The organism is Zobellia roscoffensis (assembly GCF_015330165.1).
GTDB classification, from domain to species: Bacteria; Bacteroidota; Bacteroidia; order Flavobacteriales; family Flavobacteriaceae; genus Zobellia; species Zobellia roscoffensis.
Window position 1 is genome coordinate 4,289,832 of record NZ_JADDXT010000002.1, and the last position, 23,296, is coordinate 4,313,127.

At 36.4% G+C, this 23,296-nt stretch carries 22 protein-coding genes; 12 read left to right on the forward strand and 10 right to left on the reverse strand.

The window, feature by feature from the left end:
- The first annotated feature begins 156 nt into the window (after positions 1-156).
- The 4 genes from IWC72_RS17450 to IWC72_RS17465 all read left to right on the forward strand — a co-directional run bounded on the left by IWC72_RS17450 (position 157) and on the right by IWC72_RS17465 (position 2,949).
- Positions 157-342 (forward strand): hypothetical protein, encoded by a 186-nt coding sequence (locus tag IWC72_RS17450; RefSeq protein ID WP_194530669.1) that lies wholly within the window; start codon positions 157-159, stop codon positions 340-342.
- A 90-nt stretch (positions 343-432) separates the two neighbouring features.
- Positions 433-1,110: a hypothetical protein gene (locus IWC72_RS17455; RefSeq protein ID WP_194530670.1), complete on the forward strand. Its 678-nt coding sequence runs from the start codon at positions 433-435 to the stop codon at positions 1,108-1,110.
- Positions 1,111-1,218: 108 nt separating this feature from the next.
- Positions 1,219-2,418, forward strand: coding sequence for an alanine dehydrogenase (locus IWC72_RS17460; RefSeq protein WP_194530671.1), 1,200 nt, complete (start codon positions 1,219-1,221; stop codon positions 2,416-2,418).
- 150 nt (positions 2,419-2,568) lie between these two features.
- Positions 2,569-2,949 carry a DUF4258 domain-containing protein gene (locus IWC72_RS17465; protein ID WP_194527464.1) on the forward strand — a complete coding sequence of 127 codons (381 nt, stop codon included), beginning with the start codon at positions 2,569-2,571 and terminating at the stop codon, positions 2,947-2,949.
- 40 nt (positions 2,950-2,989) lie between these two features.
- Here IWC72_RS17465 and IWC72_RS17470 read toward each other — a convergent pair whose 3' ends face one another.
- Complete coding sequence (locus IWC72_RS17470) at positions 2,990-4,156, reverse strand: proline dehydrogenase family protein (RefSeq protein WP_194530672.1); 1,167 nt, start codon at positions 4,154-4,156, stop codon at positions 2,990-2,992.
- Between the two features lie 129 nt (positions 4,157-4,285).
- On the opposite strand from IWC72_RS17470, the gene aroB reads away from it, so the two are divergent.
- The gene (gene aroB, locus IWC72_RS17475) at positions 4,286-5,350 is read left to right on the forward strand and encodes a 3-dehydroquinate synthase (RefSeq protein WP_194527466.1); all 1,065 of its coding nucleotides are present in this window, start codon (positions 4,286-4,288) and stop codon (positions 5,348-5,350) included.
- Positions 5,351-5,481: 131 nt separating this feature from the next.
- Positions 5,482-5,811, forward strand: a complete 330-nt coding sequence (locus tag IWC72_RS17480; RefSeq protein WP_194527467.1) for a hypothetical protein — start codon at positions 5,482-5,484, stop codon at positions 5,809-5,811.
- A 16-nt stretch (positions 5,812-5,827) separates the two neighbouring features.
- Here IWC72_RS17480 and IWC72_RS17485 read toward each other — a convergent pair whose 3' ends face one another.
- The 3 genes from IWC72_RS17485 to IWC72_RS17495 all read right to left on the reverse strand — a co-directional run bounded on the left by IWC72_RS17485 (position 5,828) and on the right by IWC72_RS17495 (position 8,121).
- Positions 5,828-6,346, reverse strand: coding sequence for a DinB family protein (locus tag IWC72_RS17485; protein WP_194527468.1), 519 nt, complete (start codon positions 6,344-6,346; stop codon positions 5,828-5,830).
- A 70-nt stretch (positions 6,347-6,416) separates the two neighbouring features.
- Positions 6,417-6,896, reverse strand: coding sequence for an Lrp/AsnC family transcriptional regulator (locus IWC72_RS17490; RefSeq protein ID WP_013995861.1), 480 nt, complete (start codon positions 6,894-6,896; stop codon positions 6,417-6,419).
- Positions 6,897-7,011: 115 nt separating this feature from the next.
- On the reverse strand, positions 7,012-8,121 hold the full coding sequence (locus IWC72_RS17495) for a M14 family metallopeptidase (RefSeq protein WP_194530673.1): 1,110 nt from the start codon (positions 8,119-8,121) through the stop codon (positions 7,012-7,014).
- A 291-nt stretch (positions 8,122-8,412) separates the two neighbouring features.
- On the opposite strand from IWC72_RS17495, the gene IWC72_RS17500 reads away from it, so the two are divergent.
- Entirely contained in the window at positions 8,413-8,793 is a 381-nt protein-coding gene (locus IWC72_RS17500; protein WP_194530674.1) for a helix-turn-helix domain-containing protein, read from the forward strand.
- 29 nt (positions 8,794-8,822) lie between these two features.
- The gene (locus IWC72_RS17505; RefSeq protein ID WP_194527471.1) at positions 8,823-9,200 is read left to right on the forward strand and encodes a DNA topoisomerase IV; all 378 of its coding nucleotides are present in this window, start codon (positions 8,823-8,825) and stop codon (positions 9,198-9,200) included.
- A 255-nt stretch (positions 9,201-9,455) separates the two neighbouring features.
- Here the strand turns inward: IWC72_RS17505 and IWC72_RS17510 are convergent, their stop codons facing one another.
- The 4 genes from IWC72_RS17510 to IWC72_RS17525 all read right to left on the reverse strand — a co-directional run bounded on the left by IWC72_RS17510 (position 9,456) and on the right by IWC72_RS17525 (position 15,613).
- Positions 9,456-10,412, reverse strand: a complete 957-nt coding sequence (locus tag IWC72_RS17510) for a sterol desaturase family protein (protein ID WP_194527472.1) — start codon at positions 10,410-10,412, stop codon at positions 9,456-9,458.
- A gap of 112 nt (positions 10,413-10,524) precedes the next feature.
- On the reverse strand, positions 10,525-10,956 hold the full coding sequence (mscL, locus tag IWC72_RS17515) for a large conductance mechanosensitive channel protein MscL (protein WP_194530675.1): 432 nt from the start codon (positions 10,954-10,956) through the stop codon (positions 10,525-10,527).
- Between the two features lie 15 nt (positions 10,957-10,971).
- A complete protein-coding gene (locus tag IWC72_RS17520; protein ID WP_194530676.1) occupies positions 10,972-13,725 on the reverse strand; it encodes a DNA gyrase/topoisomerase IV subunit A in 2,754 nt (917 codons plus the stop codon).
- A 37-nt stretch (positions 13,726-13,762) separates the two neighbouring features.
- Positions 13,763-15,613, reverse strand: a complete 1,851-nt coding sequence (locus tag IWC72_RS17525) for a DNA topoisomerase IV subunit B (protein ID WP_194530677.1) — start codon at positions 15,611-15,613, stop codon at positions 13,763-13,765.
- 260 nt (positions 15,614-15,873) lie between these two features.
- Between IWC72_RS17525 and IWC72_RS17530 the strand changes: the two genes are divergently transcribed.
- From IWC72_RS17530 to IWC72_RS17545, 4 genes are all read left to right on the forward strand, one after another.
- Complete coding sequence (locus tag IWC72_RS17530) at positions 15,874-17,148, forward strand: amidohydrolase (RefSeq protein ID WP_194530678.1); 1,275 nt, start codon at positions 15,874-15,876, stop codon at positions 17,146-17,148.
- Between the two features lie 53 nt (positions 17,149-17,201).
- Positions 17,202-18,776, forward strand: coding sequence for an FMN-binding glutamate synthase family protein (locus IWC72_RS17535; RefSeq protein ID WP_194530679.1), 1,575 nt, complete (start codon positions 17,202-17,204; stop codon positions 18,774-18,776).
- 65 nt (positions 18,777-18,841) lie between these two features.
- On the forward strand, positions 18,842-19,612 hold the full coding sequence (locus IWC72_RS17540; RefSeq protein WP_194527478.1) for a hypothetical protein: 771 nt from the start codon (positions 18,842-18,844) through the stop codon (positions 19,610-19,612).
- A 75-nt stretch (positions 19,613-19,687) separates the two neighbouring features.
- On the forward strand, positions 19,688-20,209 hold the full coding sequence (locus IWC72_RS17545; RefSeq protein WP_194527479.1) for a DUF7935 family protein: 522 nt from the start codon (positions 19,688-19,690) through the stop codon (positions 20,207-20,209).
- Between the two features lie 79 nt (positions 20,210-20,288).
- Here IWC72_RS17545 and IWC72_RS17550 read toward each other — a convergent pair whose 3' ends face one another.
- Together IWC72_RS17550 and IWC72_RS17555 are read right to left on the reverse strand one after the other, a co-directional pair.
- Positions 20,289-21,209 (reverse strand): patatin-like phospholipase family protein, encoded by a 921-nt coding sequence (locus IWC72_RS17550; protein WP_194530680.1) that lies wholly within the window; start codon positions 21,207-21,209, stop codon positions 20,289-20,291.
- Between the two features lie 2 nt (positions 21,210-21,211).
- Positions 21,212-23,272: a M1 family metallopeptidase gene (locus IWC72_RS17555; RefSeq protein WP_194530681.1), complete on the reverse strand. Its 2,061-nt coding sequence runs from the start codon at positions 23,270-23,272 to the stop codon at positions 21,212-21,214.
- Positions 23,273-23,296 lie beyond the last annotated feature (24 nt).

Genomic DNA, 23,296 nt, shown 5'->3' on the forward strand with positions numbered 1-23,296 from the left:
AAAGATTTATTGTACGAAACTTGTTAAATTAGTCAATGTGTACGTTTTTTCGGATAAATGGTTTTCATTTAACATTTAAAAACGTACTTTAGGATATTTTTTTTCCTACTTTTGACCTATAACTAATTAATCTTTAATAATTTAAAACCCCTGAAAATGAAAAAATTAGTATTTGGCCTTTTGGCATGTGTAGCTCTTTTAGCTGTTTCTTGTGAATCAAGTGATGTAGCATCTGATGATTCTCTTTACACAGAAGAAGGTGTTGACCGAAGTAAAATAACTACCTCTAACAAACAATCGGTAGATAGAAGTAAAATAACCACCTCCAACAGGAGAAATTAGAGGTTTTCAATAAAAAATGTTTTTTTTTAAAAGGGTAATCAATAAATTACCCTTTTTTTCGTTACCTCCTTTATAGGAAGCCATGTATTAATGAAACAAGTCCCCAAAAATCAAAGAAAAGTAAAGACTAGATTCGTTGTTGAATCCATAGTTGTTTTCTTTATTGTTGCATCCCCATTTATTTTCAAATTACACGAATATTTTCCTCGAGATCCTGAAGCCACTATAAATATTTTTGGATATATTATAGATCGGAACGGTTTTGCCAATTTAAATACTTATGTCTGGTTCCTACTAGGAAAAGCGGTTCCCTTAACCTTATTATTTATTTGGTTTTTAACCTGTAAACATTGGTGGTATCACATCATTTTAATTCCATTATTGATGTATGCCTTCCAAATTTTTGAAGTATTTTACACAGACGACCTATACATTGACACAAGAAATGTTTTATGGCTGCTTCCTGTCTGTATGGTGGTTATTCCATTAGTGTACTTTATTCGAATAAAACTTTATGACAAATACGTTCACGGCATAGACCTAGAAGCTATGGAAGCTGAATTAACTGCCTTAAAGAAAAAACAAGCCGCACGGTCTGGCAATACCAAACTGGATAAATTTATTTCTTCTGAAACTCCTAAAAACAGCTCTACAGGATACCAATCCATGTCCGAAAAAATAAACACTCAACTGTCCACAAATAATATTGAATCTAATTTCAAGCAAGTACAGAGTAAACTAAACAACTGGTTACATCTTAAATTCTAATTATGACGGCGTATTTTCACATATCACATCCTGTAATCTCACACTAAATTCAACTAAATGTCGTATTTTTACTGTTAATCGCGTGTCACACGATTAGATGTAAAAACTATGAATCAACCTTCTTCTCCTTTTAGCAAACAACAATTGCTTCCACAAGAGGAAACTCTGGAAATTCTTCGCCAAAAAGGCGAACTTTTTATTGGCATCCCAAAAGAAAATCAATACCAAGAACAACGAGTATGTCTTACTCCGGATGCTGTAAATGCCATAACTTCCAATGGTCACAGAGTTTTAATTGAATCAGGTGCTGGAGAAGGCGCCAATTATACCGACCTAGATTACACCAATGCCGGAGGAGAGATAACGCGAGACACCAAGAAGGTCTATTCTTGTCCTTTATTACTCAAGGTTGAACCTCCCACGCTTTCCGAAATTGAAATGATGAATCCGCAAACGACCATTATTTCTGCTTTACAGATAAAAACTCAAAGCAAGGCGTATTTTGAAAAAATGGCAAAAAAGCGAATTACCGCCATCGCTTTTGAATACATACGGGATGAAGATGGTAAATACCCAGCAGTTCGTTCTTTGAGTGAAATTGCAGGAATATCTTCTGTTCTTATTGCTTCTGAAATTATGGCTGCCACCAATGATGGTAACGGCCTCATGTTTGGAAATATTAGCGGTGTACCACCTGTTGAAGTAGTTATTATAGGCGCAGGAACAGTTGGTGAATTTGCAGCTCGCTCCGCTTTAGGGCTTGGAGCTAACGTTAAGATTTTTGATAATTCACTTTCTAAACTACGCAACATACAATCCAATCTTAGACAAACGGTCTATACCTCTACTATTCAACCTAAAAACCTATTAAAATCACTAAAACGTTGCGATGTAGCTATTGGAGCAACACGCGGCAAAGACCGATCTCCTGTAGTAGTTACAAGTAGCATGGTAGAACACATGAAAAAAGGAGCTGTCATTATTGATGTAAGCATAGATATGGGCGGGTGTTTTGAAACAAGCACAGTAACTACGCATAACAAACCCACTATTGAGAAGTTTGGAGTAATTCATTACGGTGTTCCGAACATCCCTTCTCGCTACCCTAAGACCGCAACACTTTCCATTAGTAATATTTTCACTCCTTATTTACTGGAGTTAGGAGAAAATGGCGGATTAGAAAATTCACTTCGTTTTGATAAAGGATTAAGAAACGGACTCTACATGTATCACGGAATTTTAACCAACAAATCTGTGGGCGAATGGTTTGATTTACAGTACAGTGACATTAATTTCCTTATTTTCTAAGGGTTTTTCAAATATCATTTTTACTTAACCGGTCTACATAAGCGGTTTATTGCTATTTTTGCCATCGCTTTAAACGAGGGAACAATTATCATTCTTGATACAACGCTAAAAAGCGAAAAGCACAAATCATTAATTTCAGCAGTATAGGTAATGGATTTTTTAAAACGTTTAGGTTTTTATCTTATCGGGCTTTCTATAGGAATCATTTTTTTGACATTTTTTTTCAAGAAAAAATCAGAAGAAACGGGGGTTTCGTTCTGTTATTTCCCTAACTGCAGAACACTTAAGAACATCCGATCTAAACCAATGTCCTATTCCGAAGATGTAAGCAGATTGTTTTCTAAAAAGCAACTAGACACCTTGGACATTGTGAACATCTTAAGAAATGGGGAAGTAGATTTTTCAAACAGCGAAACCAAGACATCACCATGCAAAACCTATATTATAGAAGGCTCCATAAAAGACAAAGAGGCCATATTAAAGGTCAGAAATTGTCAAGAAAAAGCCCTTTTAGAATCTATAACTTACTAAGCAAAGCGTCCAAAATGTTGGTTTTGGACGCTGGGTAAAATTAAATCTTCCTTCGTTTTCTTTCTTTTTTCAACAAGGACAACTCCCTTGAAGTCTGGCCGGCTACCGAAGTATTTTCTTCTGCACGACGAATTAAATAAGGCATTACATCCCTCACCGGACCAAAAGGCAAATATTTAGCAACATTATACCCTTTATCGGACAGATTAAAGGAAATATGATCACTCATCCCAAACAATTGCCCAAACCATACGCGATCGTCATTATTGGCTATTCCTTTTTCAGCCATAATATTCATCATCTTATACGAACTATTTTCATTGTGGGTACCCGCAAATATTGAAACCGTATCCAAGTGATTCATTATGTAAGCAACGGCATTATCAAAATTTTCATCGGTTTCTCGTTTTGAACTACAAATGGGCGACTTATAGACTTTTTCCTCGGCCCTATCATTCTCCTTTTCCATATAAGCACCACGCACCACTTTTATTCCAATTCTAAAGTCGCTTTCGTTGGCACGTTGTTGTAGCTGCTTTAGATAATCTAACCTGTCCCATCGGTACATTTGCAAAGTATTGAAGACCACCGCCTTCTTCTTATTATATTTCCGCATCATTTCTTCTACAAGCTGATCAGCTGCTTGCTGCATCCAACTTTCTTCCGCATCAATAAGCAGAGAAACATCTAAATCATATGCTTTTTTACAAGTCCTATCAAAACGGACAACCACTCTTTGCCATTCCGCTTCCTCTTTGTCAGTCAAAGATTTACCTTCGCTAATCTTTTGAAAAAGAGCAAATCTACCATATCCAGTAGGTTTAAAAACAGCAAAAGGGATAGCATCTTTTTCCTTAACAAAGTCTAGTACCTTTAAAATCATGGCCACAGCATCATCAAAAGGATCCTCCGTATCTTTTCCCTCAACCGAGTAGTCCAAAACTGAACATACATTTTTGGTATACATCCTATCCACTACAGACATACAATCTTTCTCATTAACACCACCACAAAAATGATCAAACACTGTAGCTCTAATCAATCCCTCAACAGGAAGATGAGCTTTAATAGCAAAATTAGTCATTGCTGTTCCAATTCGGACGAGGGGCTCGTTAGCAATCATCCTGAACAAAAAATAAGCACGCTCAAGTTCAGAGTCGGTTTTCAAAGCAAAAGCTGTTGCGGTATCTTCAAAAATTTGTTTCATTTAATGTGATTTGTAGTAGCATCAAATATAAAGACAGAAATTCTATTCTTTAGATAAAAAATATGCTTTATTTTGCGCAATAGTCGTTAAAAAATATCCGTACATGTACGGAACAAAAATCACCTATTAATGCAATCCATAACAACCTCTTCTTACGCCGTACATTTCAACCAACGAGCTTATGACGCTTTAAACGTTCACTTATCTGGCAAGGCATATTCTAAAATTTACATCATCGTAGACGAGAATACCCACGAACATTGCCTTCCTGCATTTATGGCTCAAATTCAAGGAGATTATGATTTTGAAATTATTGAGATTGAGTCTGGTGAAGAAAACAAAAATATAGACACCTGTACAGGGGTTTGGAGCGCATTGTCCGAATTAGATGGTGACCGAAAAAGCCTTGTCATAAACTTGGGTGGTGGTGTTCTTACGGATTTAGGTGGGTTTGTAGCCTCAACATTTAAAAGAGGTATTGACTTTATAAATGTACCAACCACACTATTATCCATGGTGGACGCATCTGTAGGCGGAAAAACTGGCGTAGACCTTGGGCCTCTGAAAAACCAAATTGGTGTTATTAACCAACCCGAAATGGTCCTTGTGATAACGAGTTTCTTAAAAACATTGGAAGAAAGACAATTGCGAAGTGGTTTTGCAGAAATGCTTAAACACGGTCTAATCCAAAGCCAAGCATATTGGGAGGCGCTCAAAAAAGTTACAGACTTCCTAAATATTGATGACTTAATCTACGATTCTGTTGTTATTAAAAACGAGGTTGTGCTTCAAGACCCAACAGAGCAACATTTACGAAAAATATTAAATTACGGACATACTTTAGGACACGCAATTGAATCCTATTTCCTAGAAAGCAAAACACACAAAACCTTGTTGCACGGTGAAGCTATTGGAATAGGAATGATCCTAGAAGCCTATCTTTCCAAAGAACTTCTTGGTCTTACAGATATAGAATTAACTGATATAAAAGAAACTTTCCTTTCTCATTATGAAAAAGTCGTTTTCAATAAAGAGGATATCACAACCATACTATCTTTATTAAAATTTGATAAGAAGAATTCGCACGGTAATATAAATTTTGTGCTTATTTCCGCCATAGGAAAACCAGATATAGACATTAGAATTCCCGATGAATTGTATGAAAATGCTTTTGCATACTACGCTGAACAATAGTTACATATACTAATCCCTCTAGTTTGACAACTCTTTAACGAATTCACCGTAAAAAATACATAGTTTAGGTACAGATTTATAACCCAAATCAATAACCTACCTGAAATCAATCAGGTTAAAACCAACCTACTATGTTACGTAAATTAGTCGATTACAAAAAATTAGACCACGAACTAGCCGCATTATTAATCGAAACCTATTCCGATGGTTACGGTGATGATGATATTATAGTTTTCAAAAATCTAAAAGGTGAAACTATTGAAGCTGTTGAATTAAAAACTAACGATACAATTTACCTTGTAAAAATCAGTAAGAGCCTTTCTAATTTCATCGCAAATTTTGAAGAAAATATTGAAAAGGAGCTTGACAACAGTAAATCACAACCCATTCTAGAGGAAACAGAAACCTCTAACTATGAAATGGATAATGAAGCTGAGTTTGACTCTGATGATGTAGATTAATTCTACAACTGAAAACTTAACTTAGGTAACGCTCTCGCAATATATTGCGATGGTACTTTTGGTGACCACAAATAACAAAACCTAAAGTAGCCACATTCCATGGTAAATTACTAGCAACACCTTGCTTACTTAAGGTTTTAGCATCAAAACTTCTATAGAGTGTAATGGTAGATTGCCTAACCGCAATATATTCCTCTATAAGACTTTCTTTAGAGCGTGTTTCAGCACGTGAATTAGGAGCGTATAAATCTTGCTCAAACCCAGGTAAAGCGGTACTATCCCCTCGAGAGAACCGAAGTGAGCGGTATTGAAAAACACGCTCAGAGTCAATAATATGCAGAAGCACTTGAGCTATAGTCCACTTTTCAGGTCCATAGGCATAAGATAATTTACCGTCAGGGATATTCTCAATAAATTTTGGAAAATTCTTTAACTGACGTTCTAACATTTCCAACAAATCTACGTCACCTAGCACATCTATATAAGTCTTGTAAAAAGGAATTGGTGGTGCAATTTTAAGTTCTGAAGTTCTCATATGTTTATAAAATAAAAATTCCCAGGCAGCAGAACCACCCAGGAATTTCAATTACTGTTTCCAAAGGCAATTACAATTCATTGAAAATTGTATGCATTAACCTCTTCTTGTCATTTATACTTTCTTCCAAAGAAATCATGGTTTCTGTACGGCTGATACCGTCAATATCATCAATTCTAAAAATAATATTCTTAGCATGATTAGTATCCTTAGCTCTTATTTTACAGAAAATATTAAATTTTCCTGTTGTAATATGTGCTACCGTAACATTTGGAATTTGCTCTAAACGCTCCAAAACGAATTTTGTCTGATGTGTTTTCTCTAAAAATATACCAACATAAGCAATAAAAGCATAGCCTAATTTTACATAATCCAATGTAAGAGACGACCCTTTTATAATACCCGCTTCCTCCATTTTCTTAACACGTACGTGAACCGTGCCGGCAGAAATCAAGAGCTTCTTAGCTATATCTGTAAATGGAGTTCTGGTGTTATCTATTAACATATCCAGAATCTGGTGATCAATTTCGTCTAATTTTACTTTTCCCATTATGGTTGTGTTTTTGGCAAAAATAAAAAATTAAGGAATAATACGCATTAAAACTTGCATTTTTTTAACAAAAACGTAAAGATTCAATGGTTTTAAAAAATAATGCTCAAAAAAATTAGGCTTTAACAAGCTGATAAAAAGACTGTTGCCTTAGTTCTTTTAAATCATCTTCATTTAGACAATTATAGGTTTTATGACCATAATACCCCTCAAGACTCCCCTTTTTCTCAATTCTTGGCTCAAAAGCTACCTTATTACCTTTCAACACTTCCGCGTACAACACACCTATACTATCTCCGTTAGTCAATTCTAAATCTATAATTTGAGCATTCTTTATCAATACATCAAAAAAGAGTTTTCCGTTTTCAGGAATCTCAAAATAGTTATCTTGCTCAAATGTATCTATGTTATTTTCAGCAATAGTAACTACAGCCTTAAATATCGCATGAAAAATATACTCTCTTGTTCGCTCTCTTTCATAGTCTTCCGGGTAATGACCAGACTCAAATAATATAGTAGGCACATTAAGCATCTGAAAACTATCACCTACACAATTCGCATTAAAAGCATCATCATACCTACCAACCTGACCAGGAATCATCTCTTGCAACAGATTATTCATAGCTACAATCAACTGCATACTTACTCCTCGTGTTTTAGAAATACTCCTTTCCGCATCATGGGCAGGTGCTAAAAATGACACTGTTGCCGGCCTAGATGTTTCACCAACATTAAAAATAGTACGTTGATCATGAAGATTAAAGCAATAATCCGGTTGAAAGGAGTCAAAAACATTTCTTAGAATCATACTTTCTGGCTGAGTTCTATTTTGAGCATCTCTATTCAAATCTATTTCATTTGCATTTATTCGGGTGTAAGCTTCTGCCCCATCCGGATTCAGCATAGGAATAATCAAAAGTGTACAGCTTTGCAAAATACGTTTTGCCATGGATGAACCTCCATGTAAAAAATTCACAAAATCTAAAACCGCTTTGGTAGTTGTAGATTCATTCCCATGCATTTGAGACCACATTAAAATTTTATACGGTCCACTTCCTAATTGTATGCTTTTTATTTCTCGTCCTTGAACAGATTTTCCGATAGTTTTTATGGACAATGAATCTCTGTTTTTTTCCATAAAGTCTAGAACTTGACCATTAACAACATACCGACCACTGACGGATTTTTCCTTAATAGAATAATACTCAACCTGTGAAATACTCATTTTTATAATTGTTTGATGTTACAAAAGTAACTCCATAATAATTTACAATTGTAATCATAAAAATATACATTTGTAAACTAAAAATGTAATGAGATTAGCATTAGTTGTTACAATTGTAATTCTTAAAACCAGCTTTTTTCTCCGGACAATAAAAACAATATTCAACATGTTATAAATCAGATATTTAAATACAATTATATAAACATATAAATTTAATAACATTGATGATTTTCGTTAATTTTAGACCATTTAATATTTCATTTTACTATTTTTGAACACACATAAGTTACAATGGTAAACACAACGGATTTTATAGACCGACTTAATGAATTATTGCGCTATTACAGCCTTTCCGCCTCTAGTTTTGCAGATAAAGTTAACGTGCAACGCTCAAGCATTTCACATCTTCTATCTGGACGAAACAAACCAAGTTTAGACTTTGTACTTAAAGTCATCAATGTCTTTCCCGAGGTTAATTTATATTGGCTTCTGAATGGGAAAGGGTCTTTCCCTTCAGAAGCAAAAAAAGAAATTTTACAGCCCACTCCATCAACGAAACAAAAAACACCCACAATAGACTTACCAGCCAAAGCCAGCTCCAAACCTGGAAAAAACATTGAGAAAATTATTATTTTTTATTCTGATGGAAGTTTTGAATCTTATGCCAATTAGTAGGCTTAAAATTCATTATTTTTGCGGAGATGATACAGAAAACAATCCCCATAGTCCTCGCTTTAGTTTTAATGACCTCTTGCTACAATCCGGATAGGAACTGCACTGATTTTAAAGACGGAAAATTTGCTTTCACCACCACAATAGATGGTGAAGAAAAAACCACTATTTTCCATAGAAATGGAGATTTGGAAATCGATTATTTTGATGGAAAAGCGGATTCAGCTTCCGTAAGATGGATAAATGACTGCGAGTATATCGTAAAAAAACTCAATCCCAAGAACAAATCCGAAGAACAGTCCGTACACATGAAAATCCTTTCCACTACTGACGACTCCTATATATTTCAATACAATATCGTAGGAGAAAGTAAACATTCCCGAGGAACTGCAACAAGGACCGAATAAGAACACAAAACCCTCAACAGATTATTCCGCTTACCTTACATTTTAAAATCGACATTTTTTTTACAAGGAAGAGTTCAAAAGAATAAAAAAAACAAGGGCTTACAAGCGTTTTAAGACGTCGCAGCAATCCTTTCAACCATCTATCCCATCCCCCAAATAAGTAGCGACATAAATCCTTATACCGCTAAACAACATAACAAGACGTAAAAAAACCGACTTAAGAAGTCGGTTCTAATTTTATAAATGCAAATATCCTTAATTAGGCCTACTATAGGCAACTTCAGGGCTCGTTTCCTTGTGTTCTCTAGAAAGGCGTTGTTGTTGCTTTACAGTTAGCGTACTACCATCTGGACTCCATCCTGGAGGTCCAAAAATATACATTAGCTTATGTGAAAACTTTTTAGCCTTTTTAACATCGGCCCAAATATCCTTGAATTCGTGCGTTAATATAACTATTGGATTATAGGATTTAGGAGCGTGAATCACCCCAAACTTAACCTCCACATCATCATCTAGCTCTTTCCATGTTCCAAATATCTTATCAAAAATATTCAAGAAACCTCCGTGGTTCTTATCTAAATACTCCACATTCTGCGCATGGTGAACTTGGTGCATCGTATGGGTGTTAAAAATCTTCTCCACCCATCCCATTTTAGGAACATACTGTGAATGCAACTGAAATTGCCAAAAAGACTCAATAGCTAATGCAAAAATCACCACTTCCACAGGAAAGCCTATTGCTGGCATCCACATATAAAAGAAAGGCTTATACAAAAGCGTAAACCAACCGTTACGTATAGCGGTACCCAAATTAAAATGATCCGAAGAATGATGTACAATATGTGCTGCCCAAAGCAACCTCACTTCATGATTAGCCCTGTGAAACCAATAATATGTAAAATCATCTGCCAATTGACATAACACAAATACATACCAAGCATAACCAAAAGACTCGTATCCCATAATATTTGTTCTCACACCATCTACAATAGGGTTAAAAAACTCATAGGTATACGTAAAAACCGTGATCAAAACCGTGATTTTAATAAGCGGACCTAATATTGCAGAACCAATACCCATTGCACCACTTGCCATGAAATCTTTCCACACATAAAGGTCTTTATCTCCATGGGTGTGGCTATAAGAGATTTCCAGCAATATAAATGCTATAAAGCAGGGTACGCCATAAATTAGGGGGTTCGTCAAGTCCATATTCAAACAATTTTTTTTGCAAAGATAGCATTAATAAGACCTAATCCTCATTAAGGTCATTATTTAAGACTATTGCAACATAGTCAATACACATGCTAAATTTTGTGGTAAATCAATTTTTCTTATTTCGGAGTAATGCATTCTGCTCCTGCATTAACTTCTCCAAACTAGCTAACAACTCAATATTCTTTGGCGTTTCAACTGTTTTATTATCAGGGTCTTCTGCCTTTGATTTAAAGCGATGAAACCCTTTTATTACCACAAATATGGTTAACGCAATTATCAAGAAATCAATTAAGACTTCTAACATTTCACCATATCCGATAGCTACCTCTTGCACCTCACCAACTGCCTCTCGAAGAATGTATTTTTTACTACTAAGATTAACATCGTCAGTCATTAATGACAATGGCGGCATAATAATTTTTTTGACCAATGTATTAATCACGTTGTTAAAAGCCGTACCGATAATAATACCGATAGCCATATCAATCATATTACCCTTAATGGCAAAATTCTTAAACTCTTGTATAAAGTTTTTCATAGCAGACCTTGTACTTTACTCGAACAAAGAGGTTTGGACATCATCACCATCTTCACCCTTATCGGATCTATCTCCCTGTGTCGTTTTCCTAACTTCTGTATCGCCAGAACCAGCTCCTTTATCAACATTTCCCTCATCAACAATCTCTACGTCCTCTGTTTTTTGTGGTTCAGGTTCTTCATAAGGTAATGGCTCCAACATATTAATTTCCAAAACCTTATCCTTAGTTAACTGATTACCCATTGCCCCTATCCCCTTAACAGAGATAAACTCTTCAAGATTTACCTCTAAATTCTCTTTTCGTTCTTGCCCTCTTTTCTTGGCGAAAACAATTTCTATGATAGGCCTGTAATCCGTACTAATTATTTCAAGATGCGACTTAGGATGATCGGTAAGGACATTTTCTTCTTTATCAGGATGGTCGATCAAGAATCGTTTAACATAGTACAATTCTTTTTCACCTTCCCAATACACCACGGAAAGTGGTTTCTTAGGATTCCACTTCTCAAGGACCACCACATCTTCGTCAAAATGAAGTGTAAGCTCGGGAATGACCGTTTTTACCTGTCCGGTTTGGTTTGCTATAAGCAGACGGTCTTCACTGGTAAACTCACCCAGAAACTCACCTCTATCGTCAATATTTAAACGTTGTACCGTCTCATCAAACCATAATTTCCTAGGTTTTAACGTAGATAATCCTTTCTCCTTTAATTCAATACGTTTTACAGAATATTTAGTAACAATATTCCCTTTGGAAGCTCGCCCTTTGATCATGATCTTCGCAAAGTCGATATCCCACTTCAATTTTTTAATACTTCCCACATGACGAAGGTTCACGGTCACAACTTCCGCTTCCCCATTTGGATTTCCTGAGAAATAATGAACAAAGGTTCCCGCTTTTCCACTACCACCCATCTCATAATGTTTGTCTCGGGTAATACTGGTTACATTGAATCGTTTTATATATGTTGCACCACCCTTACCGTCTCTATAAATCATGTTATAAACGGTACGTTTGTCTTTTTTCTTAAAGACAGCTACATAGATAATACCTTTACCAACAAAAGTTTTTGAATCTACTTTAAAGACCATCATTTTACCGTCTTGGGTAAAAGCTATGATATCATCAATATCACTACAGTCTGTAACGTATTCATCTCGTCTTAACGATGTTCCAACAAAGCCTTCCTCGCGGTTTACATATAGTTTCGTATTTCTAATCACCACCTTGGTGGCCTCTATATCATCAAAAAGTCGTATTTCGGATTTTCGCTCACGCCCTTCTCCATACGTATCTTTTAACTTCTGAAAATAAGCAATAGCATAATCCACCAGATGCTCCAGATGATGCTTTACCTCTGATATTCTTTCTTCCAGATTATCAAGGTGTTGTTGTGCTTTATCTAAATCAAACTTTGATATACGTTTGATGCGAATTTCAGTAAGACGAACGATATCTTCTTCTGTTACAGCACGCCTCAAATGTTTCGTAAAAGGAGTCAAACCTTTATCAATGGCAGCAATTACACCTTCCCAGGTTTCTTCTTCTTCAATATCTCGATAGATTCGATTTTCTATGAATATTCTCTCCAAAGACGCAAAATGCCATTGCTCTTCAAGTTCAGAAAGTTGAATTTCCAACTCCTGCTTCAATAATTCTACTGTAGCATCGGTAGAACGTTTCAACATTTCAGTAACCCCAATAAATAGCGGCTTATTATCTTCTATTATACAACCCAGTGGCGAAATCGAAGACTCGCAAGCTGTAAATGCGTATAACGCATCAATAGTTTTATCAGGAGAGATACCCGTTGGCAAATGCACAAGAATTTCAACATCTGCAGCGGTATTATCTTCAATTTTTTTAATTTTTATCTTTCCTTTATCATTTGCTTTAAGGATAGAATCAATTAAAGAAGAGGTGTTAGTACCATACGGTATCTCACTTATAATCAGTGTAGATTTTGAATGCTGTGCTATTTTTGCTCGCACTCTTATTTTACCCCCACGAAGCCCGTCATTATAATTTGAAACATCGATAATGCCCGAGGTCGGAAAATCAGGAAACAACTTAAATCGCTGCCCTTTTAGATGTTTAATAGATGCATCAATAAGTTCTATAAAGTTATGAGGCATTATCTTGGTAGAAAGACCTACCGCAATACCTTCTGCTCCTTGCGCCAAAAGCAATGGAAACTTCACAGGAAGGTTTACTGGCTCTTTCTTACGGCCATCATACGATTGCTGCCACTCCGTTATTTTTGGACTAAAAACTACTTCAAGAGCAAATTTTGAAAGCCGTGCTTCAATATATCTCGAAGCCGCTGCACGGTCACCCGTCAATATATTTCCCCAGTTACCTTGGGTGTCTATTAATAAATCTTTTTGACCGATTTGTACCATGGCATCTGCAATACTCGCATCGCCATGAGGGTGATATTGCATGGTGTGTCCAACCACGTTGGCCACTTTATTATAACGACCATCATCAAGGTCTTTGAGCGAATGCATAATACGGCGTTGCACTGGTTTAAAACCATCTTCTATTGCCGGTACCGCACGCTCTAAGATTACATAGGATGCATAATCCAAAAACCAATCTTTATACATACCCGTTACACGGGTAAGGGCATCATCCTGCCCTTGTTCTTCATCACCTACCGCTTCCGAATTATCAATTTGGTCTTCTTGTCCTTCGGTAGATTGACCAGATTGGTCCTCTGGTGAATTTTGATTTTCAGCTTCGTTCAGTTCGTCATTTTCCTCCATTCAGAAAAAATCGTATTTCTTTGGTTTATAATTGATTTTATTCTACAAGGTCAACCTCTACTTTAAGGTTGTTTATAATAAATTTTTGTCGGTCAGGCGTATTCTTGCCCATATAGAAACTTAGTAGTTGCTCTATAGACATTGCTTTATCAAGCATCACCGGTTCAAGTCTTATATCTTCACCAATGAAATGCTGAAACTCATCTGGAGAAATCTCACCCAAACCTTTAAAGCGAGTAATTTCTGGTTTACCAGAAAGTTTGCCAATTGCATTTCTCCTTTCATCTTCACTATAGCAATAAATAGTTTCCTTCTTATTCCGCACACGGAATAACGGAGTCTGTAAAATATATAAATGATTCTCTTTTATCAATTCAGGAAAAAACTGGAGAAAGAACGTAATCAACAACAAGCGAATGTGCATACCATCAACATCGGCATCTGTCGCGATTACAATATTATTGTAACGCAAGTCCTCCATAGACTCCTCAATATTCAATGCCGCTTGCAATAAATTGAACTCTTCATTCTCGTATACTATTTTTTTGGACAGCCCATAAGAGTTCAAAGGTTTCCCTTTCAGACTAAAAACTGCTTGGGTATTTACATCGCGAGATTTTGTAATTGACCCAGAAGCAGAATCTCCCTCGGTAATAAAAAGGGTACTCTCTAAATTTCTATCTTTTTTTGTGTCGCCCAGGTGAATACGGCAATCACGTAGTTTTTTATTGTGAAGGTTTGCTTTTTTAGCCCGGTCTTTCGCCAATTTTCGAATACCGGATAATTCTTTTCGCTCACGTTCGGCTTGCAATATTTTTCGCTGCAAGGCTTCTCTAGTATCAGGATTTTTATGTAAATAATTATCAAGATACTTCCCTACAAAGTCGTTAATATATGTTCTTACCGTAGGCAAATCACCACCCATATCCGTTGAACCCAATTTTGTTTTTGTTTGACTTTCAAAAACTGGCTCCATCACCTTAATTGCTATAGCTGAGATAACAGACTTCCTAATATCCGAAGACTCATAATTTTTTCCATAGAACTCACGAATGGTTTTCACCAAAGCTTCTCGAAAAGCAGTTTGGTGCGTTCCACCCTGTGTAGTGTTCTGTCCGTTTACAAACGAATGATACTCTTCACTATACTGGGTCTTGCTGTGCGTGATAGCTACTTCAATATCATCACTCTTTAGATGAATAACAGGATAAAGAAAATCTTCAGTATTGTTATTGTCTTCCAATAAGTCTTTTAATCCGTTCTCCGAATAAAACTTTTCCCCGTTAAAAACAATGGTCAAACCTGGATTCAGATAAACATAGTTCTTAAGCATGCGTTCTACATACTCGTTTCTGAACTTGAACTTTTTAAAAATAGTTTCATCAGGTATAAAACTAACTTTTGTACCTCTTCTACGCGTAGTTTCTTCTAAAAGTTCCTCATTCTGAAGTTCCCCAATTTGAAATTCAGCAGACTTAGATTTACCGTCTCTAGTACTTTCTACGCGAAAATAACTAGAAAGTGCATTCACTGCTTTTGTACCAACCCCATTCAAGCCTACAGATTTCTTAAACGCACGGGAATCATATTTACCACCCGTATTCATTTTAGAAACCACGTCTACCACTTTGCCCAAAGGAATACCACGACCATAATCACGTACGATTACTTTATCGCCATGAATTGAAATTTCGACGGTTTTACCCGCTCCCATTACGAACTCATCAATACAGTTGTCTATGGTTTCTTTAAGTAGAATATAAATACCGTCATCTGCCGAAGAACCATCACCCAACTTACCGATATACATACCGGGTCGCAGTCGAATGTGTTCTTTCCAATCGAGTGAACGTATGTTATCTTCTGTATAGTTGGAATTATCGGACATAAATCAGGGGTTTGGAACTAAAGTACCGCTAAAGATAAGACGACAATTAAAAAGATGAAACACCAAACTGTTAAAGTAATTAACAATGATTTTATTCATATTGTTGATATATTCGTCTCAAATATCAAATTTTGACCTTTTTGAATGCCATTTTAAGCATAAAATGGTAAAATTCGTAATTCTTGAAACTATTTTGAGACAAACACAGCTGTTGTAAACAATTTCAGTTTGACCCATTTACGCCATAAAAAATTTTCCTAATGAAAAAACTACTTGTATGCCTATTGTTCTTAGCAGGAAATCTTGCTTCTGTCCTCGCACAAAATTTTGAAAAAGATTACAAAGCCATAGAGAGCAGGGTAATTGAATGGAGAAGGGAGATTCATCAAAATCCGGAACTATCCAACCGAGAATTCAAGACTGCGGAAAAAATAGCGAATCACCTTACCGCTTTGGGAATAGAAGTGCAAACCGGTGTGGCCCATACCGGTGTTGTGGGCATTTTAAAAGGGAAAAAACCGGGTAAAGTTATTGCCTTACGTGCCGATATTGATGCCTTACCAGTTCTAGAAAGAAACGACCTCCCCTACAAGTCTACGGTAAAGGCTAATTTTAAAGGGGAAGAAGTACCCGTTATGCATGCTTGCGGACATGATACACATACCGCAATTCTTATGGGTGTGGCCGAAATACTTTCAAATCATACCGACAAAATAAAAGGAACCGTAAAATTCATTTTTCAACCAGCAGAAGAAGGTCCTCCGGAAGGAGAAGAAGGTGGTGCGTTGCTTATGGTAAAAGAAGGAGTGCTAAAAAACCCGGATGTAGATGCTATTTTTGGACTACATATCAACTCTCAGACCCCTACCAACGTTATTCGTTATAAATCTAGAGGCACAATGGCTGCCGCACAAAAATTCGTAATCAATGTAATAGGCAAGCAAAGTCATGGGGCACGACCTTGGTCCGGAGTAGACCCAATTTTGATTAGTGCAAAAATAATAGATGGCCTGCAGACAATCATAAGCCGTGAAGCCGAACTAACCAACGAAGCTGCTGTTATTACCGTGGGAAAAATAACTAGTGGTGTTCGGTTTAATATCATTCCGGAGAGTGCAGAAATGATTGGCACTATTCGCACCTTAGACTACGACATGAAAGCCCTAATTAATAAGCGAATGGAAGAAATGGTGCCTACTATTGCAAAAGCATACGGAGGAGAAGCTACAATTGAAATAAAAGATGCCACTGATATTACCTATAATGACCCCGACCTTGTAACGCAAATGATACCCTCCTTAAACAAAGTTGCAGGAGTAAACAATGTACAAACACAAAAAGCCGTTACTGGAGCGGAAGATTTCTCTTATTTTCAAAGAGAAATACCTGGTTTCTTCTTCTTTTTAGGAGGAATGACCCCAGGAAATACCGAATCATTTCCACATCATACACCAGATTTTATTATTGATGACAGTGGTTTGTTGTTAGGAGTTAAAGCATTGACAGAAATGAGTATTGATTTTCTTAATAAATAAGAGTTTAACAAAAATAACCTTAACAATTAGTTTAAATACTTTTTAGCATATTTATGGAACCAATAATTTCGTTTTTTCAAAATATTTCGTGGTGGATATGGGTTGTAATCGGCCTTTTAGTAGTTGCCCTTCGTGATATCTTTTTTCAGCGTTCGCATACCATCTCACACAACTTCCCCATAGTTGGTCATTTTAGATATTGGTTGGAAAGCATAGGTCCAGAAATGCGACAATATTTTGTAGCAAACAATCGCGAAGAACTTCCTTTTAACCGAATTGAGCGAGGGTGGATATATGCTTCGGCTAAAAAAGAAAACAACTATGAAGGTTTTGGTACGGACCGTGATATTTATGCTCATCAACATATATTCGTAAAGAACCAAATGATGGCTTATAAAGTACCGGAAGACCATATCAATTCAACAGACAAAACATTTGTTCCCTGTGCCAAGGTTATGGGATTACACAATAATAGACGAAAACCATTTCGTCCTAGCTCTATAATTAATGTATCTGCAATGAGTTTTGGTTCTTTATCTGCTGCTGCCATAGAGGCTATGAATAAAGGGGTTGCCACAGCAGGAGCTTATCATAATACAGGTGAAGGCGGACTATCTTCTTACCACAAGCAAGGTGGCGATGTTATTTTTCATTTTGGGACAGGCTATTTCGGTGTTCGCTCCCCAGACGGAAATTTTTCCATGGAAAAAATGAAAAAGCTAGCAGAAGAAAACCCCATGATAAAAGCGATTGAAATTAAACTCTCGCAAGGGGCCAAACCAGGAAAAGGCGGTGTATTGCCCGGCGCAAAAATAACACCTGAACTAGCCGAAATACGTGGTGTTGAAGTAGGAAAAGACGTTCTCTCTCCTGCAACACATAAGGCTTTCAACAATGTAACAGAACTATTGGAACTCATTGAAAACATTGCCGAAGAAACGGGATTGCCAGTAGGAATTAAAGGAGCCATAGGCAAATTGGACCAATGGGAGGAACTAGCTGATATAATGGAAAAAACAGGAAAAGGTCCTGATTTTATTACCGTAGACGGTGGTGAAGGCGGTACTGGCGCAGCTCCCCCATCTTTTGCCGATCACGTTTCACTACCTTGGGTATATGGCTTTTCCAGCCTGTACAAAGTTTTTCAAAAAAGAAAACTTACAGAACGTATAGTCTTTATAGGAAGTGGTAAATTAGGTTTCCCCGCTAAGGCCGCTATGGCTTTTGCAATGGGGGTAGATTGTATTAACGTAGCTCGTGAAGCTATGATGAGCATAGGCTGTATTCAAGCTCAAGTTTGCCATACCAACCGTTGCCCTGCCGGAGTTGCTACACAAAATAAGTGGTTGCAAAAAGGTATAGATGTTCCTTTAAAATCTGACCGCTTGGCACAGTACTTTATGACATTTAGAAAAGAGCTTTTAGAAATTACCCATGCTTCTGGTTACGAACATCCTTGTCAGTATACTATGGATGATATTCAACTTAATGTTGATGATAATGACCTAAACCGAAGTTTAGCGTCCTCTTACGGCTATAACAAGACAAAGGTGCCTTTTGAAAATATGAAAAAATTACACGATTGTATCCACTTGGGAGGAAAGCATTGTGAAAACACCAAAGAATAATATACATTTGTTTAGAGCTATTTAGTTTTTCCAAATCATATATTAAAATTTAATCCGAGTTATTTATGAAACACCTCCTACTTACTTTTAGTCTTTTAGTTTTTGCATGTTTATCTATGCAAGCCCAAAGAAAAAGCGACCTTTTAGAAGAAATAGCCCAATTAAAAATGCAGCTAGACTCTGTAAATGATGAGGTTTTTGACGCAAGAAAGAATGAAAAGGTAGCCACAGCTAAAGCAGAATCATATGAAGTTCAGGTAACGGAGCTTCAAAATGCTAACAATACCTTAATGAAAAACTTAAACAGCTTTGCTGAAGTTTCCAACAAAAATTCCAGCATGGTAACTACGGCAATGGCCAATCTTGAGGCGAAAGAAAATCAGATTAAAATAATAAAAAATGCAATTGCTACAAACGACTCCACCACAATTGTTGTTTTGACAAATGTGAAGCAAACTATGGGAGAGAATGCAAAAATAGGTGTTTCCGAAGGAGCTGTTGTTGTTTCTTCTGATTTATCTAGCTTATACGGGAGTGATACCGGAACTACGCTCACACCTGCTGCAGAAGCTTGGACAGAGAAAATTGCCAATATCTTAATTGCGAACCCCAGTACATCTGCAACCATAGAGGGTTTAAGTATGACCGGAGATCTTGAAACGCCAGCAAAACAGGCTATGGCTATAGCAACCCTTCTACAGACCAAGTTTACAATAGCTCCCGAAAGAATTAACGCCCTAGGAAGAGACGGAAACTTAAAAGAAGGTATTCAGGTCAATATACATCCCGACTTCAACAAATTCTACCTCATGACCAGAGAGCAAATGAAGAACTAAAAGTTATACCAAATTTTGTATACTTTTTGGTAAAATCTCCCGTTCTATTATGCAAATAAACCAAATACCAAAAAAATGTCTGGAGAAGGAATTTTACAAATGTTCGGCTTTTTATTGCCTGCAGTAGTTACAGGGGTTGTTGCCTTTTATTTTTTTAAATTACATACTAAAAATGAGGACGGTCGTAGACGTTTTCTGTTGCATAAAGATTCTCAGAAAAACACCATTCCAGTTCGTTTACAAGCATACGAACGTATGGCCCTTTTTCTTGAACGCATTGCTATACCCAGTTTAGTGGTAAGAGTTGCTCCAAAGTCTACGGACAAAAATGCATACGAAAGTCTTTTAATAAAAAGTGTAGAGAACGAGTTTGAACACAATCTTTCTCAACAAATCTATATGACAGATGAATGTTGGAATGTAATTAAGGCTGCTAAAAGTGCTACCGTACAAATGATTCGTAAAGCGGCTATGAGCGAAACAGATTCTGCAGACAAATTACGCGAAGACATACTTACAGAAACTATGGAGAAACAATCTCCTTCTGCAACTGCATTATCATATATCAAAAAAGAAATAGGATATCTCTGGCAATAACAGAACTCTCTGGAATATATTAAACCTAACTAGTTTAGAAAAAGCCGCTCCAACCTTTGTGTTAGTGCGGTTTTTCATATTAAAGCACTTCTCCTTTTTCAGGTTCTATTTGATTGAGCTCTGTATTTTTAAACTTTGCGAAGTTATAGCCACTCTCCCACCAGACCGTCATTTTCTCTTTGTCAAAAATTAAAGAATTTGTAGTAAGTACAGTTGGTGTGTAATAAAAATTGATAATAGCATCGTTATGTTTTGCTACGTATTTACCTATTCGAATATTCTGATGTTCAATGCGATCCAACATATATTCAAACATAGTCGTTAATAGAGAAAAGGCATTACGCGAAGGCAGTCTGTTTAAATGACTTACTTCTGTTTGTAAAACAATTACATCAACTTCGGTTGCCCCTCTTTTTATAGCCTCTTCTATAGGCACCATATTCCCTAAGCCACCGTCTGCATATTCACATCCGTTTTTACGTACTAAACTCATAAACGGCGTGTAGTTACAGGAAATCCAAATCCACTCACAAAATTCCTCGTATGTACAATCATTAATACTTTTATACTCTACTTGATTTAAGGATAGATTGGAAACGGTTGCTATTATTTCTTTGGGTCCGTTTTTTAAATTTTCAAACTCCTCTACGGTTAAGGTGTTTTTAATAAGCTTAAGAAGGTTTCTACTTTCGCCAAAAGTCTTTCTCCCTTTGTAAAAATTCCTAAGCACGTTCCAATGGGCTATACCTATAGTATGTACGCCATGCTTTTTTTGTATAGTAAAAGGGCAGTTACTAAATATACTATGCTGATTTACATTCGTGTATACCTCTTTTATCTTTTCTATTTTAGCCAGTGCGAGGTGAGAAATAAGTAGACTCCCTGTAGAGGTACCAAGAAAAAAATCGTATTCATGATGAAGTTCTTCCATAAGGTACTGAGCAACACCGCCTGCAAAAGCGCCTTTACTCCCTCCACCCGATATAACCAATGCCCTCATTATTACTTAAGTTTTGTATTCATATAACGTGAATCCTCTTTATTTAGTTTCTCGGCCAATTTTTGAATACGAGTTTTATAATCTTCATCTTCTAAAAGTTGGTCGGCTAAATTTCTTGAAAATTTCTTAAACTGCCATGAATGATGGTTTGTTCCTCTAATAAGATTATTAAGCCCTTCATCTGTAAAACCTATTTCTCGTAAGTATTGAAAAGCAGACATCCGAATTTCCCAACCGTATTCAGGAGAAGTATAGCTGCTCAATTCAGTAAAGTACTTTGTAGTGTTTTGCCCTTCATAGCCGTTAGTGGCGACAGCAAGTAACAACCATAATAAACGAACATTTTTATTTGGAAGCCCAATAACACCTTTAGTTGCATCTAAATAAGCTTTCTGACTTTCAGGAAAAGAGGACCAGAGTTTATACAACACCAATTCCTGTGTTATATAGCTTTCGTCATACAACAGTTTTTCTACTATTTCCTGATCAGTAATGGCTACCTTATTTATAAGTTGAATACCCTTTTGGCGAATTTTTAAATTCGAATCTTTAATCAATAGTGGCGTTAAACCTTGCGCTAGTATCTCTTTTTCAAATTCATCTATTAATGCTCCCTTAAACTCTACGGGGTACTTTGCATTCAACCATTTTTTCAAATCTAATTGATCATCCTTGATTTCAGAAAACTTGCGTATAGAGGGATTATTAGTTTTTAAAAAGGTTTCAACATCTTCTCTTGGAAACTCCTTTGAATACAACCACTTTGTCCTAAAAACATCTAATTTCTGACCAGAAGCCGCTTCAATCTCAGTAAAAAAATCATTAATCGTTACGTTTTTATATTGATGCTTGTTCAAATAGGCCGATACTCCTTTTTTAAAAGCCCTCTGCCCTACTTCTTCTTTTAACAACACTAAAGCCCAAGCTCCTTTTTCATAAAAAGTAGCACTACTCGCCTTTGGGTCAATCAAAGCTTGGCCCTGCCCTTCTTGAGATATTTTGTAAAGATCTTTGGCCGTACTGAACAACTTCCAGTAAAAATGGTCCTCTCCAAAAATTTCCTTTTCAGCTAAATATGCATAATACGTGGCAAAACCTTCATGTAACCAATGATGATTCCCGTCTTTTTCAGTAACCAGATTCCCGAACCATTGGTGTGCCAACTCATGAGCATTAACGTTCACATAATTCTTATCTACAAAAGCAGTGGAATCAATAACGTACCCATCAGAAAAAATAGTCGCCCCTGTATTCTCCATTCCAGCGTATAGAAAATCCCGTACGGGAATCTGCTTGTAATTCTTCCATGGGTACGGAACCCCTATTTCCTCCTCTAAAAAATCAAAAATCTGTTTAGTATATCGGTATGTTGGTTCTACCCTAGTACTGTCTTGAGCGTAATAATAATTCTCAATAGGAATACCACTAGAGGAAACCAATTCTTGCTTACTATAATTCCCAATGGCAAAAGCTAGTAAATAGCTGCTCATAGGCTTTTCCATATTAAAAAGCCACACTGGATTATCATCAGATTCTAACGGAATTAAAACCAATTTACCATTGGCCATTACATTATATTTTTTACTTGCCTGAACAGCCAAATCAAACACCACTTTTTCGTTCATATCATCAAAGCTTGGCAGCCAATGACTAGTATACTTACCTTGACCTTGCGTCCAAACCTGTTCATTCCCATCTATATCATCTTCCCAACCTAAGAAATAAACAGTCTGTTTCGGTTTGGCCAGATATTCAATAACAAGCTTATGAGATTGGCCTTTTTTAAATTTTTTATGAATTGAAATGGTATGTTCCGTTTGAATAAAATTGGTTTTTTCGCCATCCAACTCCACTTTACTGAACGTCATATTCTTGGCATCAAGAAAAACGGAATCTACATTTTGAAGTACATTAAAACGATACACTACACCACCTTTGATCTCCTTTGCCAAAGGAACGGGTGAAACATATATATCACCCTTTATAAAGTCGACTTTATCCTGATGTTGACCAAAACAGAAAAATATCGAACTGAAAAATAAAAGTGCAAAAAGGTTTCTCATGAAGTTGTAGAAATAAATAGTAGC

What these genes read in the sequence shown, in the direction of transcription:
- IWC72_RS17450 (WP_194530669.1), top strand. Translation starts at nt 157, where the DNA reads ATGAAAAAATTAGTATTTGGCCTTTTGGCATGTGTAGCTCTTTTAGCT.
- IWC72_RS17455 (WP_194530670.1), top strand. Translation starts at nt 433, where the DNA reads ATGAAACAAGTCCCCAAAAATCAAAGAAAAGTAAAGACTAGATTCGTT.
- IWC72_RS17460 (WP_194530671.1), top strand. Translation starts at nt 1,219, where the DNA reads ATGAATCAACCTTCTTCTCCTTTTAGCAAACAACAATTGCTTCCACAA.
- IWC72_RS17465 (WP_194527464.1), top strand. Translation starts at nt 2,569, where the DNA reads ATGGATTTTTTAAAACGTTTAGGTTTTTATCTTATCGGGCTTTCTATA.
- IWC72_RS17470 (WP_194530672.1), bottom strand. Translation starts at nt 4,156, where the DNA reads ATGAAACAAATTTTTGAAGATACCGCAACAGCTTTTGCTTTGAAAACC.
- aroB (WP_194527466.1), top strand. Translation starts at nt 4,286, where the DNA reads ATGCAATCCATAACAACCTCTTCTTACGCCGTACATTTCAACCAACGA.
- IWC72_RS17480 (WP_194527467.1), top strand. Translation starts at nt 5,482, where the DNA reads ATGTTACGTAAATTAGTCGATTACAAAAAATTAGACCACGAACTAGCC.
- IWC72_RS17485 (WP_194527468.1), bottom strand. Translation starts at nt 6,346, where the DNA reads ATGAGAACTTCAGAACTTAAAATTGCACCACCAATTCCTTTTTACAAG.
- IWC72_RS17490 (WP_013995861.1), bottom strand. Translation starts at nt 6,896, where the DNA reads ATGGGAAAAGTAAAATTAGACGAAATTGATCACCAGATTCTGGATATG.
- IWC72_RS17495 (WP_194530673.1), bottom strand. Translation starts at nt 8,121, where the DNA reads ATGAGTATTTCACAGGTTGAGTATTATTCTATTAAGGAAAAATCCGTC.
- IWC72_RS17500 (WP_194530674.1), top strand. Translation starts at nt 8,413, where the DNA reads ATGGTAAACACAACGGATTTTATAGACCGACTTAATGAATTATTGCGC.
- IWC72_RS17505 (WP_194527471.1), top strand. Translation starts at nt 8,823, where the DNA reads ATGATACAGAAAACAATCCCCATAGTCCTCGCTTTAGTTTTAATGACC.
- IWC72_RS17510 (WP_194527472.1), bottom strand. Translation starts at nt 10,412, where the DNA reads ATGGACTTGACGAACCCCCTAATTTATGGCGTACCCTGCTTTATAGCA.
- mscL (WP_194530675.1), bottom strand. Translation starts at nt 10,956, where the DNA reads ATGAAAAACTTTATACAAGAGTTTAAGAATTTTGCCATTAAGGGTAAT.
- IWC72_RS17520 (WP_194530676.1), bottom strand. Translation starts at nt 13,725, where the DNA reads ATGGAGGAAAATGACGAACTGAACGAAGCTGAAAATCAAAATTCACCA.
- IWC72_RS17525 (WP_194530677.1), bottom strand. Translation starts at nt 15,613, where the DNA reads ATGTCCGATAATTCCAACTATACAGAAGATAACATACGTTCACTCGAT.
- IWC72_RS17530 (WP_194530678.1), top strand. Translation starts at nt 15,874, where the DNA reads ATGAAAAAACTACTTGTATGCCTATTGTTCTTAGCAGGAAATCTTGCT.
- IWC72_RS17535 (WP_194530679.1), top strand. Translation starts at nt 17,202, where the DNA reads ATGGAACCAATAATTTCGTTTTTTCAAAATATTTCGTGGTGGATATGG.
- IWC72_RS17540 (WP_194527478.1), top strand. Translation starts at nt 18,842, where the DNA reads ATGAAACACCTCCTACTTACTTTTAGTCTTTTAGTTTTTGCATGTTTA.
- IWC72_RS17545 (WP_194527479.1), top strand. Translation starts at nt 19,688, where the DNA reads ATGTCTGGAGAAGGAATTTTACAAATGTTCGGCTTTTTATTGCCTGCA.
- IWC72_RS17550 (WP_194530680.1), bottom strand. Translation starts at nt 21,209, where the DNA reads ATGAGGGCATTGGTTATATCGGGTGGAGGGAGTAAAGGCGCTTTTGCA.
- IWC72_RS17555 (WP_194530681.1), bottom strand. Translation starts at nt 23,272, where the DNA reads ATGAGAAACCTTTTTGCACTTTTATTTTTCAGTTCGATATTTTTCTGT.